Here is a 16,356-nt window from a genome sequence, read left to right as displayed (position 1 = left end):
TCGCTCGGACTGCTCGTCCAGGTTCATGCCTATCAGCTCGTCCACACTTGTGCCGAAGATATTGGCATCAGGATCAAGATTCTCTCTCTGAACCATCAGCGTTTCAATCGGCGCTGTCGTTCACAGCCAGGGAACGCGTTTGAACACAGAGTTTTGAGTAGACGGGTAGAGGCGGTCTCACGAAGATGCTTCCGAAAACTGCCGAGGGCTCGTGATGGAACGCAAACTCGCAGCAATCGTAGCGGGCGATATCGTCGGCTATACGCGTCTGATGTCCGAGGACGAATCTGCGACCTATGCGGCCCTGCGCGCCGCCTTCAGTGAACTGATCATTCCGGCTGTCGAGAAGCATGGTGGCCGCACCTTCAAGACTACCGGCGACGGCTTTTTGGCGAGCTTCCCGAGCGTCAACGAAGCCCTCGATGCGGCGATCGAAATCCAGAACGGTTTCGCCGAGCGGCCGTTCAGCATGCGTGTCGGCATCAACCTCGGCGACGTTATTGAGGACAATGGCGATATGTTCGGCGATGGCGTCAACGTCGCTTCCCGGCTGGAAGCCATGGCAGCGCCGGCCAGCATTTTCGTCAGCGAGGCGGTGGTCCGCAGCGCTGACCGGAGCCGCAACAAGCTTTTTTACAGTATCGGGCGACGGCAGGCCAAGAACATAGCCGAGCCGCTCGCCGTCTACGCCGTGCGGCTGGAGCCGGAAGAGGCGAGCGGTCGGGGTTGGATGCGGCGGTTTGCCCTCCGCCGGCGTGCCGCTTTGCCTTTTGCGGTGGGGGCTGCGGCGCTTGTCGCCGTCGCCGCCATCACCCAGGTGCCCGCGTTGCGGGCGATCGGCGCGGATGTGACCGGCAGCATCGTGCGTCTGACAGGCGCTGTGCCTGCAGACGCCCGTCCGACCGTCGCGGTGTTGCCCTTTGACAATATGAGCGGCGAAACCGAGCAGGCCTATTTCGCCGACGGGCTGACCGAGGACATTATTGCCAGCCTTGCGCGAAATCCCGAGCTTCAGGTGATCGCACGCAACTCGACCTTCGCGCTGCGCGGTCAGGCGGAGGATATCCGCAGGATCGGGGAAAGGCTCGGGGCCGGCTATGTGGTGGAAGGCAGCGCCAGGCGCGCCGGCGACCAGCTTCGCGTGGTGGCACAGCTCATCGACGCGCGCAGCGGCGCCCATCTCTGGTCGCGCACGTACGACCGGCGCGTCGAAGACGTCTTTGCGGTCCAGACCGACCTGACGGCCGAGATCGTCTCGCATCTCGTGTCCTACGTGCGCGAATCGGAGGTATCGAATGCGGCCGAACGCCCGACCGAAAATCTCCAGGCGTACGATCTCGTACTTCAGGCGCGTGACCGCTACAAGCACGGCTCGAAGGATGCCGAGGCGCTGCTGGCCGCGCGTGCGCTGCTTCATCGCGCTCTCGAGCTCGATCCCGGCTACGCCGCGGCGCGCGCCAATCTCGGCATGACTTATATCGTCGACGTCGCACAGAACATCAGCGGCAGGGCAACCCGGGCCGATGTAGAAAACGGTCTCAGCGAGGCGCGCCAGGCCGTTCGGCTCGATCCTAGTCTCGCCGTGGGCTATCAGGTCTTGAGCTTCGGCCTTTCGGTCGCGGGCGACTACGCCGGCGCCATGCAGGCCGCGGAGCGTGCCGTCGAACTCAATCCGAACGATCCGGACAGCCTGATGGCGCTCGCCAAGGCGCAGGTCCGGTTCGGAAGCTATGACGAGGCGGCGCGCAACGCTGAGCGGGCGCGACGGCTCCATCCGATGGCGCCTGAATACTACACCTATGTCTACGGTCAGGCGCTCTATGCCGCCGGCCGCTTCGATGAAGCCGACCAGGTCCTGCGGGAATGCCTGATCCGCGCGCCGCGCGAGGCGGATTGCCTGCTGATCCACACGGCAGTGCTCACCCAGCGTGGAGACGTGCAAAGAGCGCAGCGCACGATGGCACAGCTGATCGACGTGGATCCTCAGTTTTCACTCGCCCGGGAGCGCGCCAATCGCCGCTTCGGAAATTCCCCGCTCATGGACGAATTCCTCCTGCAGCTTGCGGCAGCCAGAGCCCCGGACGTTACAAGCGGGTTCCTTTCCCGGATCCGACGACGACCATTGCTGTAGGTCCGCTCGGTTAGAGCGGGATGGGAGAAAGCGCGTGCGGTTTTCCGCTAGCACCCGAAAAATCAAGAGGGCGGGTTGATACCCCCTCTGCCCTGCCGGGCTACCTACCCGGCAGGGCAGAGGGGGGCGGCCTCGCGCCGCTTGGAGATGCGCCCCCCGCGCGATTCTCGCAGCCATCAAATCAGGCCGATCCGAGCCTCGATCCGTTGCGCCTGATCGCATCGACGGTCAGATGGCTGTGACGGGCAAGCCCGGGAGCACCTTGTCGAGCGTAATCGGAAACTCGCGCACGCGGACACCGGTCGCGTTGTAGACGGCATTGGCGATGGCGGCGCCTGTGCCGCAGACTCCGAGCTCGCCGAGCCCCTTGGAGCCGAGCGGATTGGCCTTGTCGTCGTATTCCTCGAGAAAGACGACCTCCATCTCCGGGACGTCGCCGTTGACGGGCACATGATATTCGGCGAGATCGTGGTTGACGAAATGGCCGTAACGCGGATCGAGCACAGTTTCCTCCATCAGCGCAGCACCAATGCCCCAGGCCATGCCACCGAGGATCTGCGAGCGTGCGGTCCTGGCGTTGAGAATGCGGCCCGCACCGATCACCGCCAGCAAGCGGCGCATGCGGATCTCGCCCGTGTCGCTATCGACTGCGACTTCCGCGAAGTGCGCTCCATAGGAGTGCTGGGAGTAGGTTCTATAGCTTTCCGTATCGCGGGCAGCGGCGACCGAACCGGTGGCCGCAATGCCGTCGGGGGCAATTTCGCCGATGAGATCGGCCAGGCTTACAGAACGCTCGCCGACCCTGACCTCTCCATCGGCGAACTTCGGTCCGGCGAGGTCCTCAGCACGGAACGGTGAGCGGTCACTGGCCCGCGCGACCTCCACGATCCTCTCCTTGAGCGCGTTGCAGGCCTGGTGCAGCGCTGAACCGGCGCTCGCCGCTCCCCAGGAGCCGCCGGAGCCGGCCGTGCGCGGGAAGCGGCTGTCGCCGAGCTCGACCTTGACCGCCGCGATCGGCACGCCGAGGCTTTCTGCCGCAATCTGGGCGAGGATGGTGTAGCTGCCGGTTCCGATATCGGTCATGTCAAGCTCAGCCGTGACCCGGCCCTTTGCATCGATCGTCACCTTGGCCGTCGCCGCGCCGATATAATTCGGTCGAATGGCGGCGGCCATGCCGTAACCGATAAGCTTGCGGCCTTCGCGGATGCGACCCGGGGTCGCGTCGCGGCGTTCCCAGCCGAAACGCCGCGCACCTTCCTGCATGCAGGCGACGAGGTTGCGCGTTGAAAACGGAACGCCGCGCTCCGGGTCCTCGGTCGGCTCGTTGCGGATCCTGAGCTCGATCGGATCGAGGCCGAGTTTTTCGGCGAGCTCATCCATCGCAGATTCATAGGCGAGCATGCCCGGCGCCTCGCCCGGCGAGCGCATCCATTCGCCGCGATTGAGATCGACGGGGACGAGCCGGTGGCGGGTCAACCGGTTCGGCGCGGCGTAGAGCGAGCGGCCGAAGACCGCGGTCTGCTCGCAGAACTCCTCGAAGCCGGAGGTCGCGGACCAGACATCATGGCCGATCGAGGTCAGCCGCCCGTGCCGGTCCGCGCCAAGGCGCACCCGCTGAACCATTTCGGCCCGATGACCGGCATTGGCGAACATCTGCTGCCGCGTCAGCGCGACCTTGACCGGGCGGCGCAGGACCCTCGCGGCGAGCGCTGCCAGGACGGTGTCGGCATGGACGATCAGCTTGGAGCCAAAACCGCCACCGATGTACGGACTGACGATGCGTATACGCTCTCGCGGAATTCCGAGCGTGCTGGCGAGGCCGGCCTGAAAGTTGGCAAGCGTCTGCGCAGAGGTATGGATCGTGACCTCGTCGCCCGACCAGACGGCGAGCGTTGCATGCGGCTCCATGGGGTTGTGGTGCTCGTACGGCGTCCGGTAGGTCGCATCGACCTTGACCGGAGCGGCCGCGAAGGCGCTATCGAAGTCTCCGATTGCGCTGTCCGTCTCGAAACCGGCATTGGTGCGCCGGGGCGTGTAGGCGTCGCTGAGACGCGCCGGAAGATCGAAGGCGCCGCGCCCCTCTTCATAGCGCACCCTGATGAGCCCCGCTGCAGCCCGCGCCGCCTCGAAGGTTTCCGCCACGATGAGCGCAACCGGCTCGTCGTAGAAGCGAACCCGGTCGCTGTTGAGCACGGGTCGGGCGCGGGTGAAGACCTCCGGCACCGTGGGCGTGACCGCCGGACCGAATTCCGGCTGGGCCGGCGCGTTCCGATAGGTCATGACATGAAGAACGCCCGGGGCCCGCTCGGCTTTCGCTGTGTCGATCTCGACGATACGACCCTTGGCGATGGCGGCGCCGAGGATGTAGCCATAGGCGGCCTCATTCACGGCATGCTCATAGGCGTAGGTCGCACGGCCGGTAACCTTGAGCGGGCCATCGATGCGCGCGATCGGCTGGCCGATCAGGCCGTTGCTTGTCTCGGAAGAACGGTTTCCCGGGGTCATGGTCTCTGTCATCATCACACCTCATGCACCTTCGACAGCGGCGGCGAGCGTCTGCCGTATCGTGCGTTTTGCCAGCGGGATCTTGAAATCATTGCCGCCATGCCCCACCGCTCCGGCGAGTGCGCTTTCTGCGGCCTCGGAAAAGGCGGAATCCGCGGCTGCCGCTCCGGCGAGCACATACTCCGCTTCCATCGAGCGCCACGGTTTCGGTGCAACACCACCCATCGCGATGCGCGCATTGCGTATGCGATCGCCGCTCTTTTCGACAACCACTGCGACCGAGACGAGCGCAAAGGCATAGGACGCGCGGTCGCGCACCTTGCGGTAGAGCTGCCGGCCGGGTGGCGGGGGCGGCAGGGTCACGGCCGTGATCATCTCGCCGTGGCCGAGTGCTGTCTCGACATGCGGGGTCGAGGCCGGCAGCCGGTGGAGGTCGCCGATGGGGATTGTACGAGTCGTACCGTCGGGCAGGGTTGTTTCGACCTCGGCGTCGAGCACGGCCATGGCCACGGCCATGTCCGACGGATGCACCGCGATGCAGGCCTCGCTGGCGCCGAGCACAGCGTTCATCCGGTTGAAGCCCTGAAGCGCCGCGCAGCCCGATCCCGGCTCGCGCTTGTTGCAGGGCATGTGGCGGTTGTAGAAGTAGGGACAGCGCGTGCGCTGCAGGAGATTGCCGGCGGTCGAGGCCTTGTTGCGGATCTGGCCGGACGCTCCCGCGAGAAGCGCTTGGCTGAGCATCGGATAGCCGGATAGCAGCCGCGGGTCGGCGGAGAGATCGCTGTTGCGGACCTGGGCCCCGATCCGAAGGCCGCCCTCCGGCGTTTCCTCGATGCGGTCGAGCGGCAGCCGGCTGATATCGACGAGATGCGTCGGCCGCTCGATCTCCAGCTTCATCAAATCGAGAAGATTCGTGCCGCCGCTGATGAACTTCGCGTCGGGGCGGGTCGCCACGGCGGCTGCAGCCGCCTTCACGTTGTTGGCGCGCTCGTAGGTAAAGGGTTGCATCGGCTCACACCTCTTCGGCTGCATCGCGGATGGCGGCGACGATGTTGGGATAGGCAGCACAACGGCAGATATTGCCGCTCATGCGCTCGCGGATCTCCGCTTCGGTCAACGCCGCAGCCGCGGCGGCCACGTCGGCACTTGCATGGCTCGGCCAGCCGGCTCTGACTTCCTCGAGCATTCCCACCGCCGAACAGATCTGCCCCGGTGTGCAATAGCCGCACTGGAAGCCGTCGTGGGCGACGAAGGCCGCTTGAACAGGATGCAATTGGTTGCCGTCGGCGAGCCCCTCGATTGTCGTGACCTCGTCGCCTTCGTGCTGGGCTGAGAGCGCGAGGCAGGAATTGATCCGTCGGCCGTTCACCAGAACCGTGCAGGCACCACACTGGCCGTGATCACAGCCTTTTTTCGAGCCGGTCAGTCCGAGATGGTTTCGCAAGGTATCAAGCAGGGTCGTGCGCGGGTCGAGCTCCAGGGCATGCTCCGTAGCGTTGATCCTCAAGGTCATCGGTATTCTCGCTATCGGCGTCGTGACGCGCGCGGTCGCCACGGTGGCGCTAGCGCTCTGAGCGCCGACGGGCAAGCCGGATGCCAGGAAGAGGCAGGTCGCCGCTCCGCCTTCCAAAACCGCCCGGCGTGTAATCCTGTAGTCCGTTTCAGCCATAAATGATCTCCCAGTCGCAACGGCATGAGCCCGAAAGGTCTCTGCCTCCGGCGAGCCGGCGACTTGCTTTCTTCGACACGTCGGACATGGGAGCGCGAGGGATCGCTTTCTTTCAGGAAACCGGCGGCACTGTCAGGATTCTGGAGGAAACTGCAGCCGGTAAGCCCGCGGCGTGATGCCTTTGAGGCGACGGAACGTTGCGGTGAAGTGGCTTTGGCTGGAAAAGCCGAGGCGGAATGCAATAGTGCCGATTGCCATGTCGGTCGCGCGCAGGAGCCGCTCCGCCCTTCTGACCCGCTCTTCGAGTACATAAGCATAGGGCGGACGGCCGGTCGTTTCCTTGAAGCGGCGTGCGAAGGTATCGAGCGGCATACCGGCGATGGCCGCCACCTCGCTCAGCGAGATATTGGAGGCAATCTGGTCATCAATGTAGTCGCGGACACGCTCGAACGTCCGGCGGCCAAGGCGGCCTGGGTTCCCCGCCGCACGCAGGCTCCCCTCCAGGCCGGCCAGGCGCAAACCGACGAGGGCAACCAGATGCTCGATGTAGACGGTGTCCGGCACGTGGCCGAACGCCATTTCGGTGCAAAGCGATCGCAAAAGCGTGCCGACGACCGCGTCGCTTCTGTTTACCAGAACCGGCATATCACGTAGTCGCTCCAATCCCGGAAGCGCAAGCGCGGGATCAATCCACAGAGCGGAATAGGAGAGGTCCACGTCGCGGTAGAAGCCGACGCGTTCCGCGCCCGCTGGAACAAATGTGAGGACTCCTGGCCGGTCCTGGCCGTCATAGAGGGTCTTGCCCTCGATTCGGATCGATGTCCGGGACGTGCTCCCTCCGTCTGTCAGCACGATCAGATGGTGAGGTGCCGTCCAGCGCATTTCTGCCTCCTGGCAAGCCCAGCGTCGACTGTCGAATATGACGGAAGAGCCAAGCCAGGATGCACTTTGCAGCGGTGCTGTTTTTTCTTCCCGGGTCCGGATACGCCCGTCGCCAAGCAATGGTTTGAATGACATTGCCGCATTCCGTTGGTTGCGTCTGAAGCTGTGGCAGCATGGTTTATCGGAGGGATCCGTCTCCGATACACACGGGGAGTCATAAGAACAACGGTCCGGCCCTAACAGGCACGAATTGCTCAAGAATGTTCAACGATTGGTGACCACTTATGTACTGCAGCCCTTGCGCCACAGAGTCCCCGTCCGTTCATCAGGACTGATCAGGCCCTGAGATTGAGTAGTTCTGCGTTCAATGATTGCTTCTGCGCTTCAGGTATTTTTCATGGCCGCTCCTTCGATTACCACGCCGGCGCTCACGTACTCCCAGAGTGCGACCAGCAACTTGCGAGCCAGAGCGAGCCAGAGCGACGATCATCGGCTGTTTGAGACGACGGCTATTGCGCGTGATGCGCTCCTCAAACCAGAAGGTCAGCGTCGAGTTCGGTTGATGGCGCAGCCATAGTCAGACGAGCTCGAACTCGCATAATGTATCTACGGGAACCTCAAAGAATGACAGGGTCGCAACTGCGGGCCGACGCGCGACGAAGCTTCGATTGCCTTTAGGCGGTGCCGGTCCCCCTTGAAAAATGGCGTTACCGCTGATGCACATAAGTTCCGGGCGCATCATCGATGGGGGGATAGCCTTTTTGGGGTGCGCCGAAGACTGGCGGTGCCACCCGTTCCGGCGCTGAATGGCCGGCGAGCCACTCGACCCAGTCCGGCCACCATGAGCCGTCCTTCGATGTGGCTGTTGCGGCCCATTCGTCCGCACTGACGCTGGAATCGATCTCACGTGTCAATGCGATGCGAAAACCTCTCCGGGGATGGTCTGGCTCGGAGACGATGCCGGCATTGTGGCCCCCGCTTGTCAGCACAAAAGTGACGTCGGTGTCGGTGAGATAATGTATCTTGTAGACGGAATGCCACGGTGCGACGTGGTCTCGCTCCGTCCCGACGACGAACATGGGAACGCGGATGTTCTGGGGGTGAGCCGGGCGTCCATCAACGATGAAACGGCCGGCGGCAAGTTCGTTGTCGAGATAGAGGCGCTGCAGATATTCCGCATGCATCCTGTAGGGCATGTGGGTCGGGTCCGCGTTCCACGCCATGAGATCGGTCATCGGGGTGCGTTTACCGATCAGGTAGTCGTGGACGAGGCGCGACCACACGAGATCGTTGGTGCGCAGCAGTTGAAATGCCCCCGCCATCTGATCGGCGGCGAGACAACCGCTATGCCACATTATGCTGTCGAGAAAGTGCAACTGGCTGTGATCGATGAACAGCGCCAATTCGCCGGGTTCGGAGAAGTCCGTCTGGGCGGCAAACAGAGTGACCGAAGCCAAACGCTGGTCCTCGGTGCGCGCCATCGCAGCCGCCGCGATCGCTAGAAGCGTCCCTCCCAAACAGTATCCCGTTGCGTGGACCTTGCGTTCAGGAACGATGGCGCTGACGGCATCAAGCGCGGCCAGGATTCCCAGTCGTCGGTAATCGTCGAGCGTGAGGTCGCGGTCCTTCGCGGTGGGATTGCGCCAGGAGATGCAGAAAACGGTATGGCCCCGCGCCACGAGATAGCGGATCAGGGAATTGTGCGGTGAAAGGTCGAGGATGTAGTATTTCATGATCCAGGCCGGCACGATCAGGATCGGCTCTGCCAGAACGTCCTGCGTCGCGGGCGCATACTGAATCAGCTCGATCAGGTGGTTTCGGTAGACGACCTTTCCAGGCGTGGCCGCGACATCGCGTCCCACGCGGAACGCTTCCGTCCCGACCGGAGGTTGCTTCATGGCCATCCGGCCGACGTCTTCGAGCCAGTTGCGGAAACCCTGCGTGAAGTTCGCCCCGCCGGTCTCCATTGCCTTGTGGATCACTTCCGGGTTGGCGAAGGGAATGTTGGACGGCGAGAACATGTCCAGCAACTGGCGCGTGGTGAAGGAGACGACGTCCTCGTGGTGCGGCGTCATGCCCGGGACGTTGCGCGTAGCACTGTGCCACCACTGCTGGCACAGCAGGAAAGCTTGCGCCCAGACTGTGTACGGTTGCTTTTGCCAACCCTCCGCGAGAAACCGGTTGTCTCCCGGCAGCGCCTCGATGCAGGGCGGCGCGTCCCGACGCGTGCCGGCTGCAGCCATGTAAGTCAGCAGAAGGCCCCAATTCTCCCCTGCCTTTTCGGCGAGTTCCATGTGCTTGCCGGGAGCAGATGCGAGGTGGATCGACCAGTCGAAAAAGGCGAGTGTCAATGCGGCAGGTGAAAGACCTCCCGTCGCCATTGCACTCAGAGCCCCACGCATCCGATCGATCGCCCTGAATGCTTCGCCGCCCGAGACCTCGACTTCGTATGGCAGCACCGATTGAGCCGCTATCGAGTTGACCGGCCCTGCTTCCGTCGCGCGGTCTGCGGCCAAACCTAGTGTGTCACACGTCTTCATCGCGAACTCCATTCAGCCTTGCCGCCGCAGTCGTTGATGACGATTGATGCCCGATCGCCGACGGGGAATAACGAAGTGTCCTCGATAGCCGGAAGTTTTACTATTTATGATGGTGCGCCGCTTCTCAGGTCTGTGCAAGTCAGCCTTTCGGGCTCCCTCAGTGGGTCTCGAAGGGCACGTTCGGCCCGCCTTGCGCTGTAAGACGGCACATCAACTTGCGCAGAAGAGCAAAAACTCGTCAGTGTTCGGGAGGCGCGGGCGCTGTCTGGCCATGGTGCGAATGTCTCAGAAATCATATCGAACCAGGCGCCCCATACGATAGGGAGCCAGGATGGCGCTAAAGAGCTGCAGTGCGACCTGGGTGGGCGGTGACATCCGCGCCACCTGTCCGGTGTCCCAATCCGAATGGTCCTCGATGAGCATTAGCCCCGGCACCTGCCGCTCGATCTCTGCCGGGTCGTCGAGCGCCCAATGGAGACAGGCGCCGGTGGCGCGGATCGCCGGATTGAAGCGCAGCAGTCGGATTGCGAAGCTGCTATAGGCATCGAAGGCTATCTCGCCCGAGGGAAAGTGGCCGGTGATCCGCCGCAAAACCTGCGCAACCTGGTGTTCCTTCAGATAAGGCAGAACGCCCTCGGCGACGATCATGGCCGGCTTGTCGGCGGGAAGTTTCGCAATCCAGCCGTGCTCGACGATCGAGCAGCCAATCATCGCGCAGTCCGCACGGTCGGGATAGATCTGCTGACGCAAGGAGATGACATCGGGGAAATCCAGTTCGAACCAGCGAACTCCCGGCCCAGGATCTATGCGGAAGATACGACTGTCGAGACCACAGCCGAGATGGACAACGGTGGCCTCCGGGTAGCGCTGAAGGAACGCCTCCGTCCAGCGATCAAGCATATACGCGCGCAGCGCGATGCCGATGGTCATGTCGTGACCAACCTTAAGGTGCCGACTACCCTGATCGATACGGCGCAACGCATCCGCGGCGAAGCGGTCACGCAGCAGCGAATCCGGCATGGCGCTTTCGGCTGCCTTGGCTTGGAGCGTGATCAGCAGGGTCTCCCTTGCGCCGGTGAGGCGGATTTGCTCCCGTTGCATGGCTTCCTCCAAGGTGCCCGGCATCAGGAGGGTACTCTGTTTGCCGCATCAGCAGCAACGACCTTCTTATCAATCGACTGTTCGGAACCGGGAGGCTGACGAACGCTCGGCGCACAAGCAAGGGCTCACAGGCTTTGGAACCAGGCCGTCTTAGCGTACTCAGCGTCCATTCAGCCGAGTTTCGACAGAAATGTGCAAAGCACGTCGTTTTAAAGGACAAGGCAGCCGAACTAGAATATTGTGCAGTGCAGCAGAAGGCAAGCTGCCGCGTAGCACCCATGATCGCCTGATGGTGACAGCGAGGAGGCGAGATGCGATCCCTTTCCGATACACTGGAGCGACTTGCCAGATTTCGTACCAGATTTCGTACAGGTAAGAGGGACGACGTCACTGCGGCAACCTCAACGCTGTCTCGGCTGCAACGCATCGGCCCAAATCCCGGAGCTTTGCAAGCATGGTACCATGTTCCCGTGGGCCTGACGGACGCGCCGGCGTTGGTCGTGGTCCTCCATGGATGTACGCAGAATGCTGCCGGTTATGATCACGCATCCGGGTGGTCCAAACTCGCTGAGGATTTTGGTTTCGCGGTCCTTTATCCGGAGCAGGTCCACGCCAACAACCCCAACCTGTGCTTCAACTGGTTCAACCTGAGCGATATTCGCCGCAGCGAGGGAGAGGTCCAATCGATACGGCAGATGGTCGATGCCATGATCGCCGACCATGGCATCGACCATCGCCGGGTTTACATCACGGGACTGTCGGCGGGCGGTGCGATGGCGAACGCCGCCCTTTGCGCCTATCCCGAGATTTTCGCCGGCGGCGCAATCATCGCCGGTCTTCCCTATGCTGCTGCTACTTCAGTACCGGAAGCCTTCGATCGCATGCGCGGACACGGCATCCCCAATGCGGACAGCCTGCAAAAGCGGCTGTCCGGGGCATCGCCTCATTCCGGTCCTTGGCCGACAATATCGGTGTGGCATGGCACGAATGACCGGACCGTCGCACAGGCGAATGCCAATGCGATTATCGCTCAGTGGAGCGGCGCCCATGGCGTCCCATCCAGCCCCTCGTCGGCGGAAACGGTCGACGGGCACAAAAGGCTGGTCTGGCGAGATCGATCCGGCAGGGACGCGATTGAGCTCTACCTCATAGAAGGCATGAGCCATGGGACGCCACTCGACGTCGCATCGGGCTACGGGCACACTGCGCCGTACATGCTCGACGCAGGAGTCTCCTCTACCCTCCACACAGCGCGCTTTTGGGGCCTGACGCCGTCGTTACAGCGCAGGCGGGAAAGAGCTGACTACGTCAAGTCCACCCGATCAGCTCAGGCAGCCAGCCGATCGCAGCCGGGTCGGCCGAGAGAAATTCAGGCGGTGATTGAAAGGGCACTGCGTTCGGCAGGACTGATACGCTGACACATCGCCGCGTTGCTGTGGCGCGAGGGAGTGTGCTTCGTATAGGCTTGGCGCGACGCGACATCCCGCGCATGCATGCGAAGACAGCTCTAGCTGAGCGGCCGGAGCCCACGCCAGCAGCAGACCTCTGGCTGGTCTGGGTGCGGACGTCTTGCATGGGTCAGTTTGTGACTATCGCCACTGTCTGTAGTGGGTCGAACTTCGCCTCAGCAGGCGAGCGGGCGGCGCTTCGAAGAAGCGCCGCTATTGAGCGCTACAGCTCCACTTGCTCAGAAATGGCTAGGCGTTGTCCACCTCTGTTCCGAGGCACTGCACGGTGCGCTCCAGTTTCTTGTGGCCGAGCAAGAGCTGGACGGCGCGCAGGTCTTGCGCCAGATGTCTACGCGCGAATTAGACTCAACGCCGAAATAGGCGGCCTTCAGCCTTCAATCGTGACGGTCGCGTGACAATCGCGTGACGCGTTCAGTCGCCCCGCCGAGCGGCTCAATGAAGGGGCGACGCTACCTGAACAATCAAAGAACGTTCTGCGCCTCTGTATTGGCGATCTGAAGAGCCTACATGCCGAGTTTGCTCTTGAGCTTGCAGTTGCCTTTAAACGGCTCGATGTTCCGTCCATGTCTGTATCAACGGGGCGGCCGATACCAAGCTCAATCGTATCAGTAAGGTCCGCGGAGAAGCCCGATGAGATAGATATTCTCCCTGACCGAGCCCCGAACAGCGACGCAACATCGATCATCCGCTCATCCGCCGATCGTATCGATCCCGCGACCCGGCAAGTAAGGCCGGGGCGGCAAGATAGAGGATGGTCGCGATCGTCACGACGCCAGTGAACCCGACATGCATTGCAAGCAGTGCGGCGAGGATCGCGCTCAGCACCGACGCACAGCCATTGATCCCCCACGCCCAGGGAAGAAACTCCTGCGAGCGTGCGCCGACGTGGCCAAGGCCGAGGGGGAAAGGCATGCCCATGAAGACGGCGAGCGGCGCTATCAGGAGGAGTGCGATTGCGATCTTCGCGGCATCCGGGAGTGCCAGCAGCCGTTCGAATATCAAGGGCAGGGCGAGCAGGTAGGTGCCAGCCAGGAACGCGATCACCACGACGGCGAGTGTGATGGCGCGCACCGCCGATCCGCCTCCGACCGCCGCCATCCAGCGTGCCGCGACCGCGCTGCCGAGACCTGCGAAGGCGAGGAAACCCGCAAGCACGACAGCGACAGCATAGAGCGGGTGGCCGAGGAACAGCATGAAGCGCTGGATGAAGGCGATCTCGATGAAGAGGAAGGCGAGGCCCAGGGCCAGGAAATAAAGCCCGAAGCGCAGCCGGGGCACGGCTTTCCCGAGTGCGCGCCGGCGAAGCCAGAGCGGCAGCAGGATCAGGACGGCACTGAGGATCGCGGCCTGGGCGAGCGTCGTCACCAGGATCAGGTAGCCCCAGTCGAGCATCGCCGCTCCACCTTGGGTGCGCAGCGTCAGGAGTTCGGGCAGGGCGCGCCAACGGAAAAAGTCGAAGAAATAGGGCCGATTGTCAGTAGCCGGTGCGATATCGAATTTGTAGCGCTCGGTGAAGTCGGCTCGCTCGGGGCCGAGGAGGGCGAGGGCGCCCTCGTAGAGATATTCCTGGTCGAGTTGATTGTAGAGGTTCACGTCGGTCGCCGAGATGCCCGGCACCCAGGAGATGTCAAAGAAATTCTCGCCCGCGAAGCCGCGGATGGCGGCGACGTCCTCGCCTGTGAACGGCGACTTGGCGACGATGAGGGTCGCGGTGTTCCAGCTCCGGATCAGCGCTAGGTGCCGACCGGGCTGGGACACGCCATCCGCTTCGAGCGCTGCGATCGCAGTGGCGAACAGCTTGAGGATGTCGCGCGGCGGCACCCGCAGCCATCGCGTGATGGCGACGACGCCATCCGGTCTCAGTACCGCCAGGTAATCCCGCAGTGCCTCGACGGTGTAGGTGTAGTTCTCATGCATGCTTTGCACGCCGGCCGCGGCCGCGCTGAAGGAGTCGAGGAGCGGCATCTGGATCAGGTCGTAACGCTCGCCAGTGGTCGCAGCGAAGGCGCGCGCCTCGGCCAGATGCAGCTTGACGTTCGGTCGGCTGAAGATGCCGCCGACGAAGCTTGCGAAGCGATTGCGAGTGAGGTCGATCATCTGCGGATTGACCTCTACCGCGTCCACGATATCGGCTCCGGCGCTGAGCGCCAGCAGCACCTGCTCGCCGCCACCAGCACCGAGGACCAGCATTCGCGGCCGCGCAAGCAGCCGGTACGGGAGCGCCGCCGTTGTCCGGTCGAGATAAGCGACCGTCGCCGGATCGCCGCCATAGGCGCTCATCGCCGTAATACTGTCGCCATCGCTGAAGACGGCGAGTTGCGCGGGCGGCTCTTGCACGTTGGCGAGGCTGAGGCCCGGCGCGTAGCGGAAAGGGACGGTCGGGCTCTCGACGACCGTCAGCAGTCCGAGCGGGCTCGATCGCTCCTCGATCACCCGCGCGTTCGGGACTTCGAGAGCCATGCGGAGGCCCTTGTACTCGGACATGTGCGGGCCGGTGGCCGTAAAGGACGGTGGCAGCCACACCGCGATGACCGCGGCTGCAAGCCCGAGGCTGCCCGCGGCGAGCCGCCGATGGCGAGCCGTGCCCTTCGCGGCGAGGGCAGCCGCCGCAAATCCCAGCGCTGCGACGAAGCGCAGTGCGGCAGAGGGAAAGACCAGGAACAAGAGCCCGACGATGCCCAGCGCACCGATCCCGGCGCCGACCAGATCGAAGGCATAGACGCGTCCGATCTGGCCAGGATGGCGGCTGAAGGCAAGGCCGATACAGGTTGCCCCAAAAAAGAACGGCAGGATCAGGAGAGCATAGCTGGCCGCGAGCCAACCGAGCTGCCCCGGATTCCAGACAATCTCGAGCGCGTTGAAGGGCAGGCGTTCGGCACCGGCGAAGCTTGCAACCGCGGTAATGCCGAACAGCGCTGCCGATGCTGCGAAGGCGGCCGGGTACCGTTGCACAAGGGGGCGGCGGGCCAGCGCAACGAATGTACCGCTCGCGCCGAAGCCCAAGAGCGCGATGCTTATGATCATATAGGCAAATTGATGCCACTGAATGATCGACAAGAGCCGCATCAGCAGCACTTCGTGGGCAAGGGTTGCCGCCGATATGAGACCAACCGGCAGCAGGCGCCCCGCTCTCATCGGGCCCTACCGCCCCTCAGCGGCACAAAGCCCACCGGCAGCAGCTGCCGGGTCGTGATGCTTCCATCCCGTCGCTTCTCGACCAGCATGAGAAACTGGGTCGCGAAGGGGCCTCCCACGGGGACGACCATCCGGCCGCCTTTGGCGAGCTGCTCGACAAGCGGCGGCGGGATGTGACTGGCAGCGGCAGTCACCAGGATGCCGTCGTAAGGCGCGTGCGCGGGCCAACCATAGTAACCGTCGCCTACCTTCACCTCGACATTGCCGAAGCGGAGCTCCGCGAGACGGGCGGCCGCCCTTTTGCCCAGTTCCGGTATGATCTCGATCGAGTAAACCTTTGCCGCGTGCGGCGACAGGACGGCTGCCTGATAACCCGAGCCGGTGCCGATCTCGAGGACAACATCGCCAGACCCGACGTTGATCAGGTCGGTCATCAGCGCGACGATGAAGGGTTGCGAGATGGTCTGACCGTATCCAATCGGCAGTGGCCGATCTCGATAGGCCGCACCGCGCAGCTCCTCGGGTACAAACAAGTGGCGCGGTACCTTCGCCATCGTCTCCAGCACCGCCGGATCGATGCCCTGACCCTCGACCGCTGACGGCGCTGAACGGGCGTGCGATTTGATCGTTTCGATCATCGCTGCACGCTCGCTGGGACGATCCTGTGCGGGCGCGGATGTCGAAACCACAGCGGCAGCGCTCGCCAGAACCGCGGCCAGTAACGCTTGGCACTGGGCTAGAGGACGCATGAACTCCCTCCCGGCTATAACGCAAGAGTATAGTGGCGACGGTGGCAATTTTGAACAAACTCGCTTTCTGCTGCTCTCCAGCTTAAGACTTAGGACAAAGCGAGTCGGTGCCGCGGGCGCAGGCGTTGCAGTTCAGCTTGCTGGCGCACCAAGGAGACATCAAAACAAGGTCTCA

General features: G+C 63.2%; 10 protein-coding genes and 2 pseudogenes. 2 read left to right on the top strand and 10 right to left on the bottom strand.

Features of this window, described 5'->3' with window-relative positions; all coding sequences use genetic code 11:
- The first annotated feature begins 214 nt into the window (after window positions 1-214).
- The gene (locus RB548_RS30145) at window positions 215-2,131 is read left to right on the top strand and encodes an adenylate/guanylate cyclase domain-containing protein (RefSeq protein WP_331376043.1); all 1,917 of its coding nucleotides are present in this window, start codon (window positions 215-217) and stop codon (window positions 2,129-2,131) included.
- 228 nt (window positions 2,132-2,359) lie between these two features.
- Here RB548_RS30145 and RB548_RS30140 read toward each other — a convergent pair whose 3' ends face one another.
- From RB548_RS30140 to RB548_RS30110, 7 genes and pseudogenes are all read right to left on the bottom strand, one after another.
- Window positions 2,360-4,648: a xanthine dehydrogenase family protein molybdopterin-binding subunit gene (locus RB548_RS30140; protein ID WP_331376042.1), complete on the bottom strand. Its 2,289-nt coding sequence runs from the start codon at window positions 4,646-4,648 to the stop codon at window positions 2,360-2,362.
- A gap of 9 nt (window positions 4,649-4,657) precedes the next feature.
- The gene (locus RB548_RS30135) at window positions 4,658-5,644 is read right to left on the bottom strand and encodes an FAD binding domain-containing protein (RefSeq protein ID WP_331376041.1); all 987 of its coding nucleotides are present in this window, start codon (window positions 5,642-5,644) and stop codon (window positions 4,658-4,660) included.
- A 4-nt stretch (window positions 5,645-5,648) separates the two neighbouring features.
- A complete protein-coding gene (locus tag RB548_RS30130) occupies window positions 5,649-6,305 on the bottom strand; it encodes a 2Fe-2S iron-sulfur cluster-binding protein (RefSeq protein WP_331376040.1) in 657 nt (218 codons plus the stop codon).
- 132 nt (window positions 6,306-6,437) lie between these two features.
- Window positions 6,438-7,322 (bottom strand): helix-turn-helix transcriptional regulator, encoded by an 885-nt coding sequence (locus RB548_RS30125; protein ID WP_331376039.1) that lies wholly within the window; start codon window positions 7,320-7,322, stop codon window positions 6,438-6,440.
- Between the two features lie 249 nt (window positions 7,323-7,571).
- Window positions 7,572-7,764: pseudogene (locus RB548_RS32370) on the bottom strand (IS110 family transposase); the annotation flags it as partial.
- 130 nt (window positions 7,765-7,894) lie between these two features.
- Entirely contained in the window at window positions 7,895-9,727 is a 1,833-nt protein-coding gene (locus RB548_RS30115; protein ID WP_331376038.1) for a PHA/PHB synthase family protein, read from the bottom strand.
- Between the two features lie 285 nt (window positions 9,728-10,012).
- Window positions 10,013-10,828 carry a class I SAM-dependent methyltransferase gene (locus RB548_RS30110; protein WP_331376037.1) on the bottom strand — a complete coding sequence of 272 codons (816 nt, stop codon included), beginning with the start codon at window positions 10,826-10,828 and terminating at the stop codon, window positions 10,013-10,015.
- A 311-nt stretch (window positions 10,829-11,139) separates the two neighbouring features.
- Between RB548_RS30110 and RB548_RS30105 the strand changes: the two genes are divergently transcribed.
- A complete protein-coding gene (locus RB548_RS30105) occupies window positions 11,140-12,246 on the top strand; it encodes an extracellular catalytic domain type 1 short-chain-length polyhydroxyalkanoate depolymerase (RefSeq protein ID WP_331376036.1) in 1,107 nt (368 codons plus the stop codon).
- Between the two features lie 253 nt (window positions 12,247-12,499).
- Here RB548_RS30105 and RB548_RS32365 read toward each other — a convergent pair.
- The 3 genes and pseudogenes from RB548_RS32365 to RB548_RS30095 all read right to left on the bottom strand — a co-directional run.
- A pseudogene (locus tag RB548_RS32365) lies at window positions 12,500-12,615 on the bottom strand (tyrosine-type recombinase/integrase); the annotation flags it as partial.
- A gap of 363 nt (window positions 12,616-12,978) precedes the next feature.
- A complete protein-coding gene (locus RB548_RS30100) occupies window positions 12,979-15,432 on the bottom strand; it encodes a class I SAM-dependent methyltransferase (protein WP_331376035.1) in 2,454 nt (817 codons plus the stop codon).
- A complete protein-coding gene (locus tag RB548_RS30095; protein WP_331376034.1) occupies window positions 15,429-16,181 on the bottom strand; it encodes a protein-L-isoaspartate(D-aspartate) O-methyltransferase in 753 nt (250 codons plus the stop codon). The genes RB548_RS30100 and RB548_RS30095 overlap by 4 nt, the downstream gene beginning before the upstream one ends.
- Between the last annotated feature and the right edge of the window lie 175 nt (window positions 16,182-16,356).

It is taken from the genome of Sinorhizobium chiapasense, assembly GCF_036488675.1.
Lineage (GTDB): Bacteria > Pseudomonadota > Alphaproteobacteria > Rhizobiales > Rhizobiaceae > Sinorhizobium > Sinorhizobium chiapasense.
This window is presented reverse-complemented; position numbering and strand designations above follow the sequence as displayed.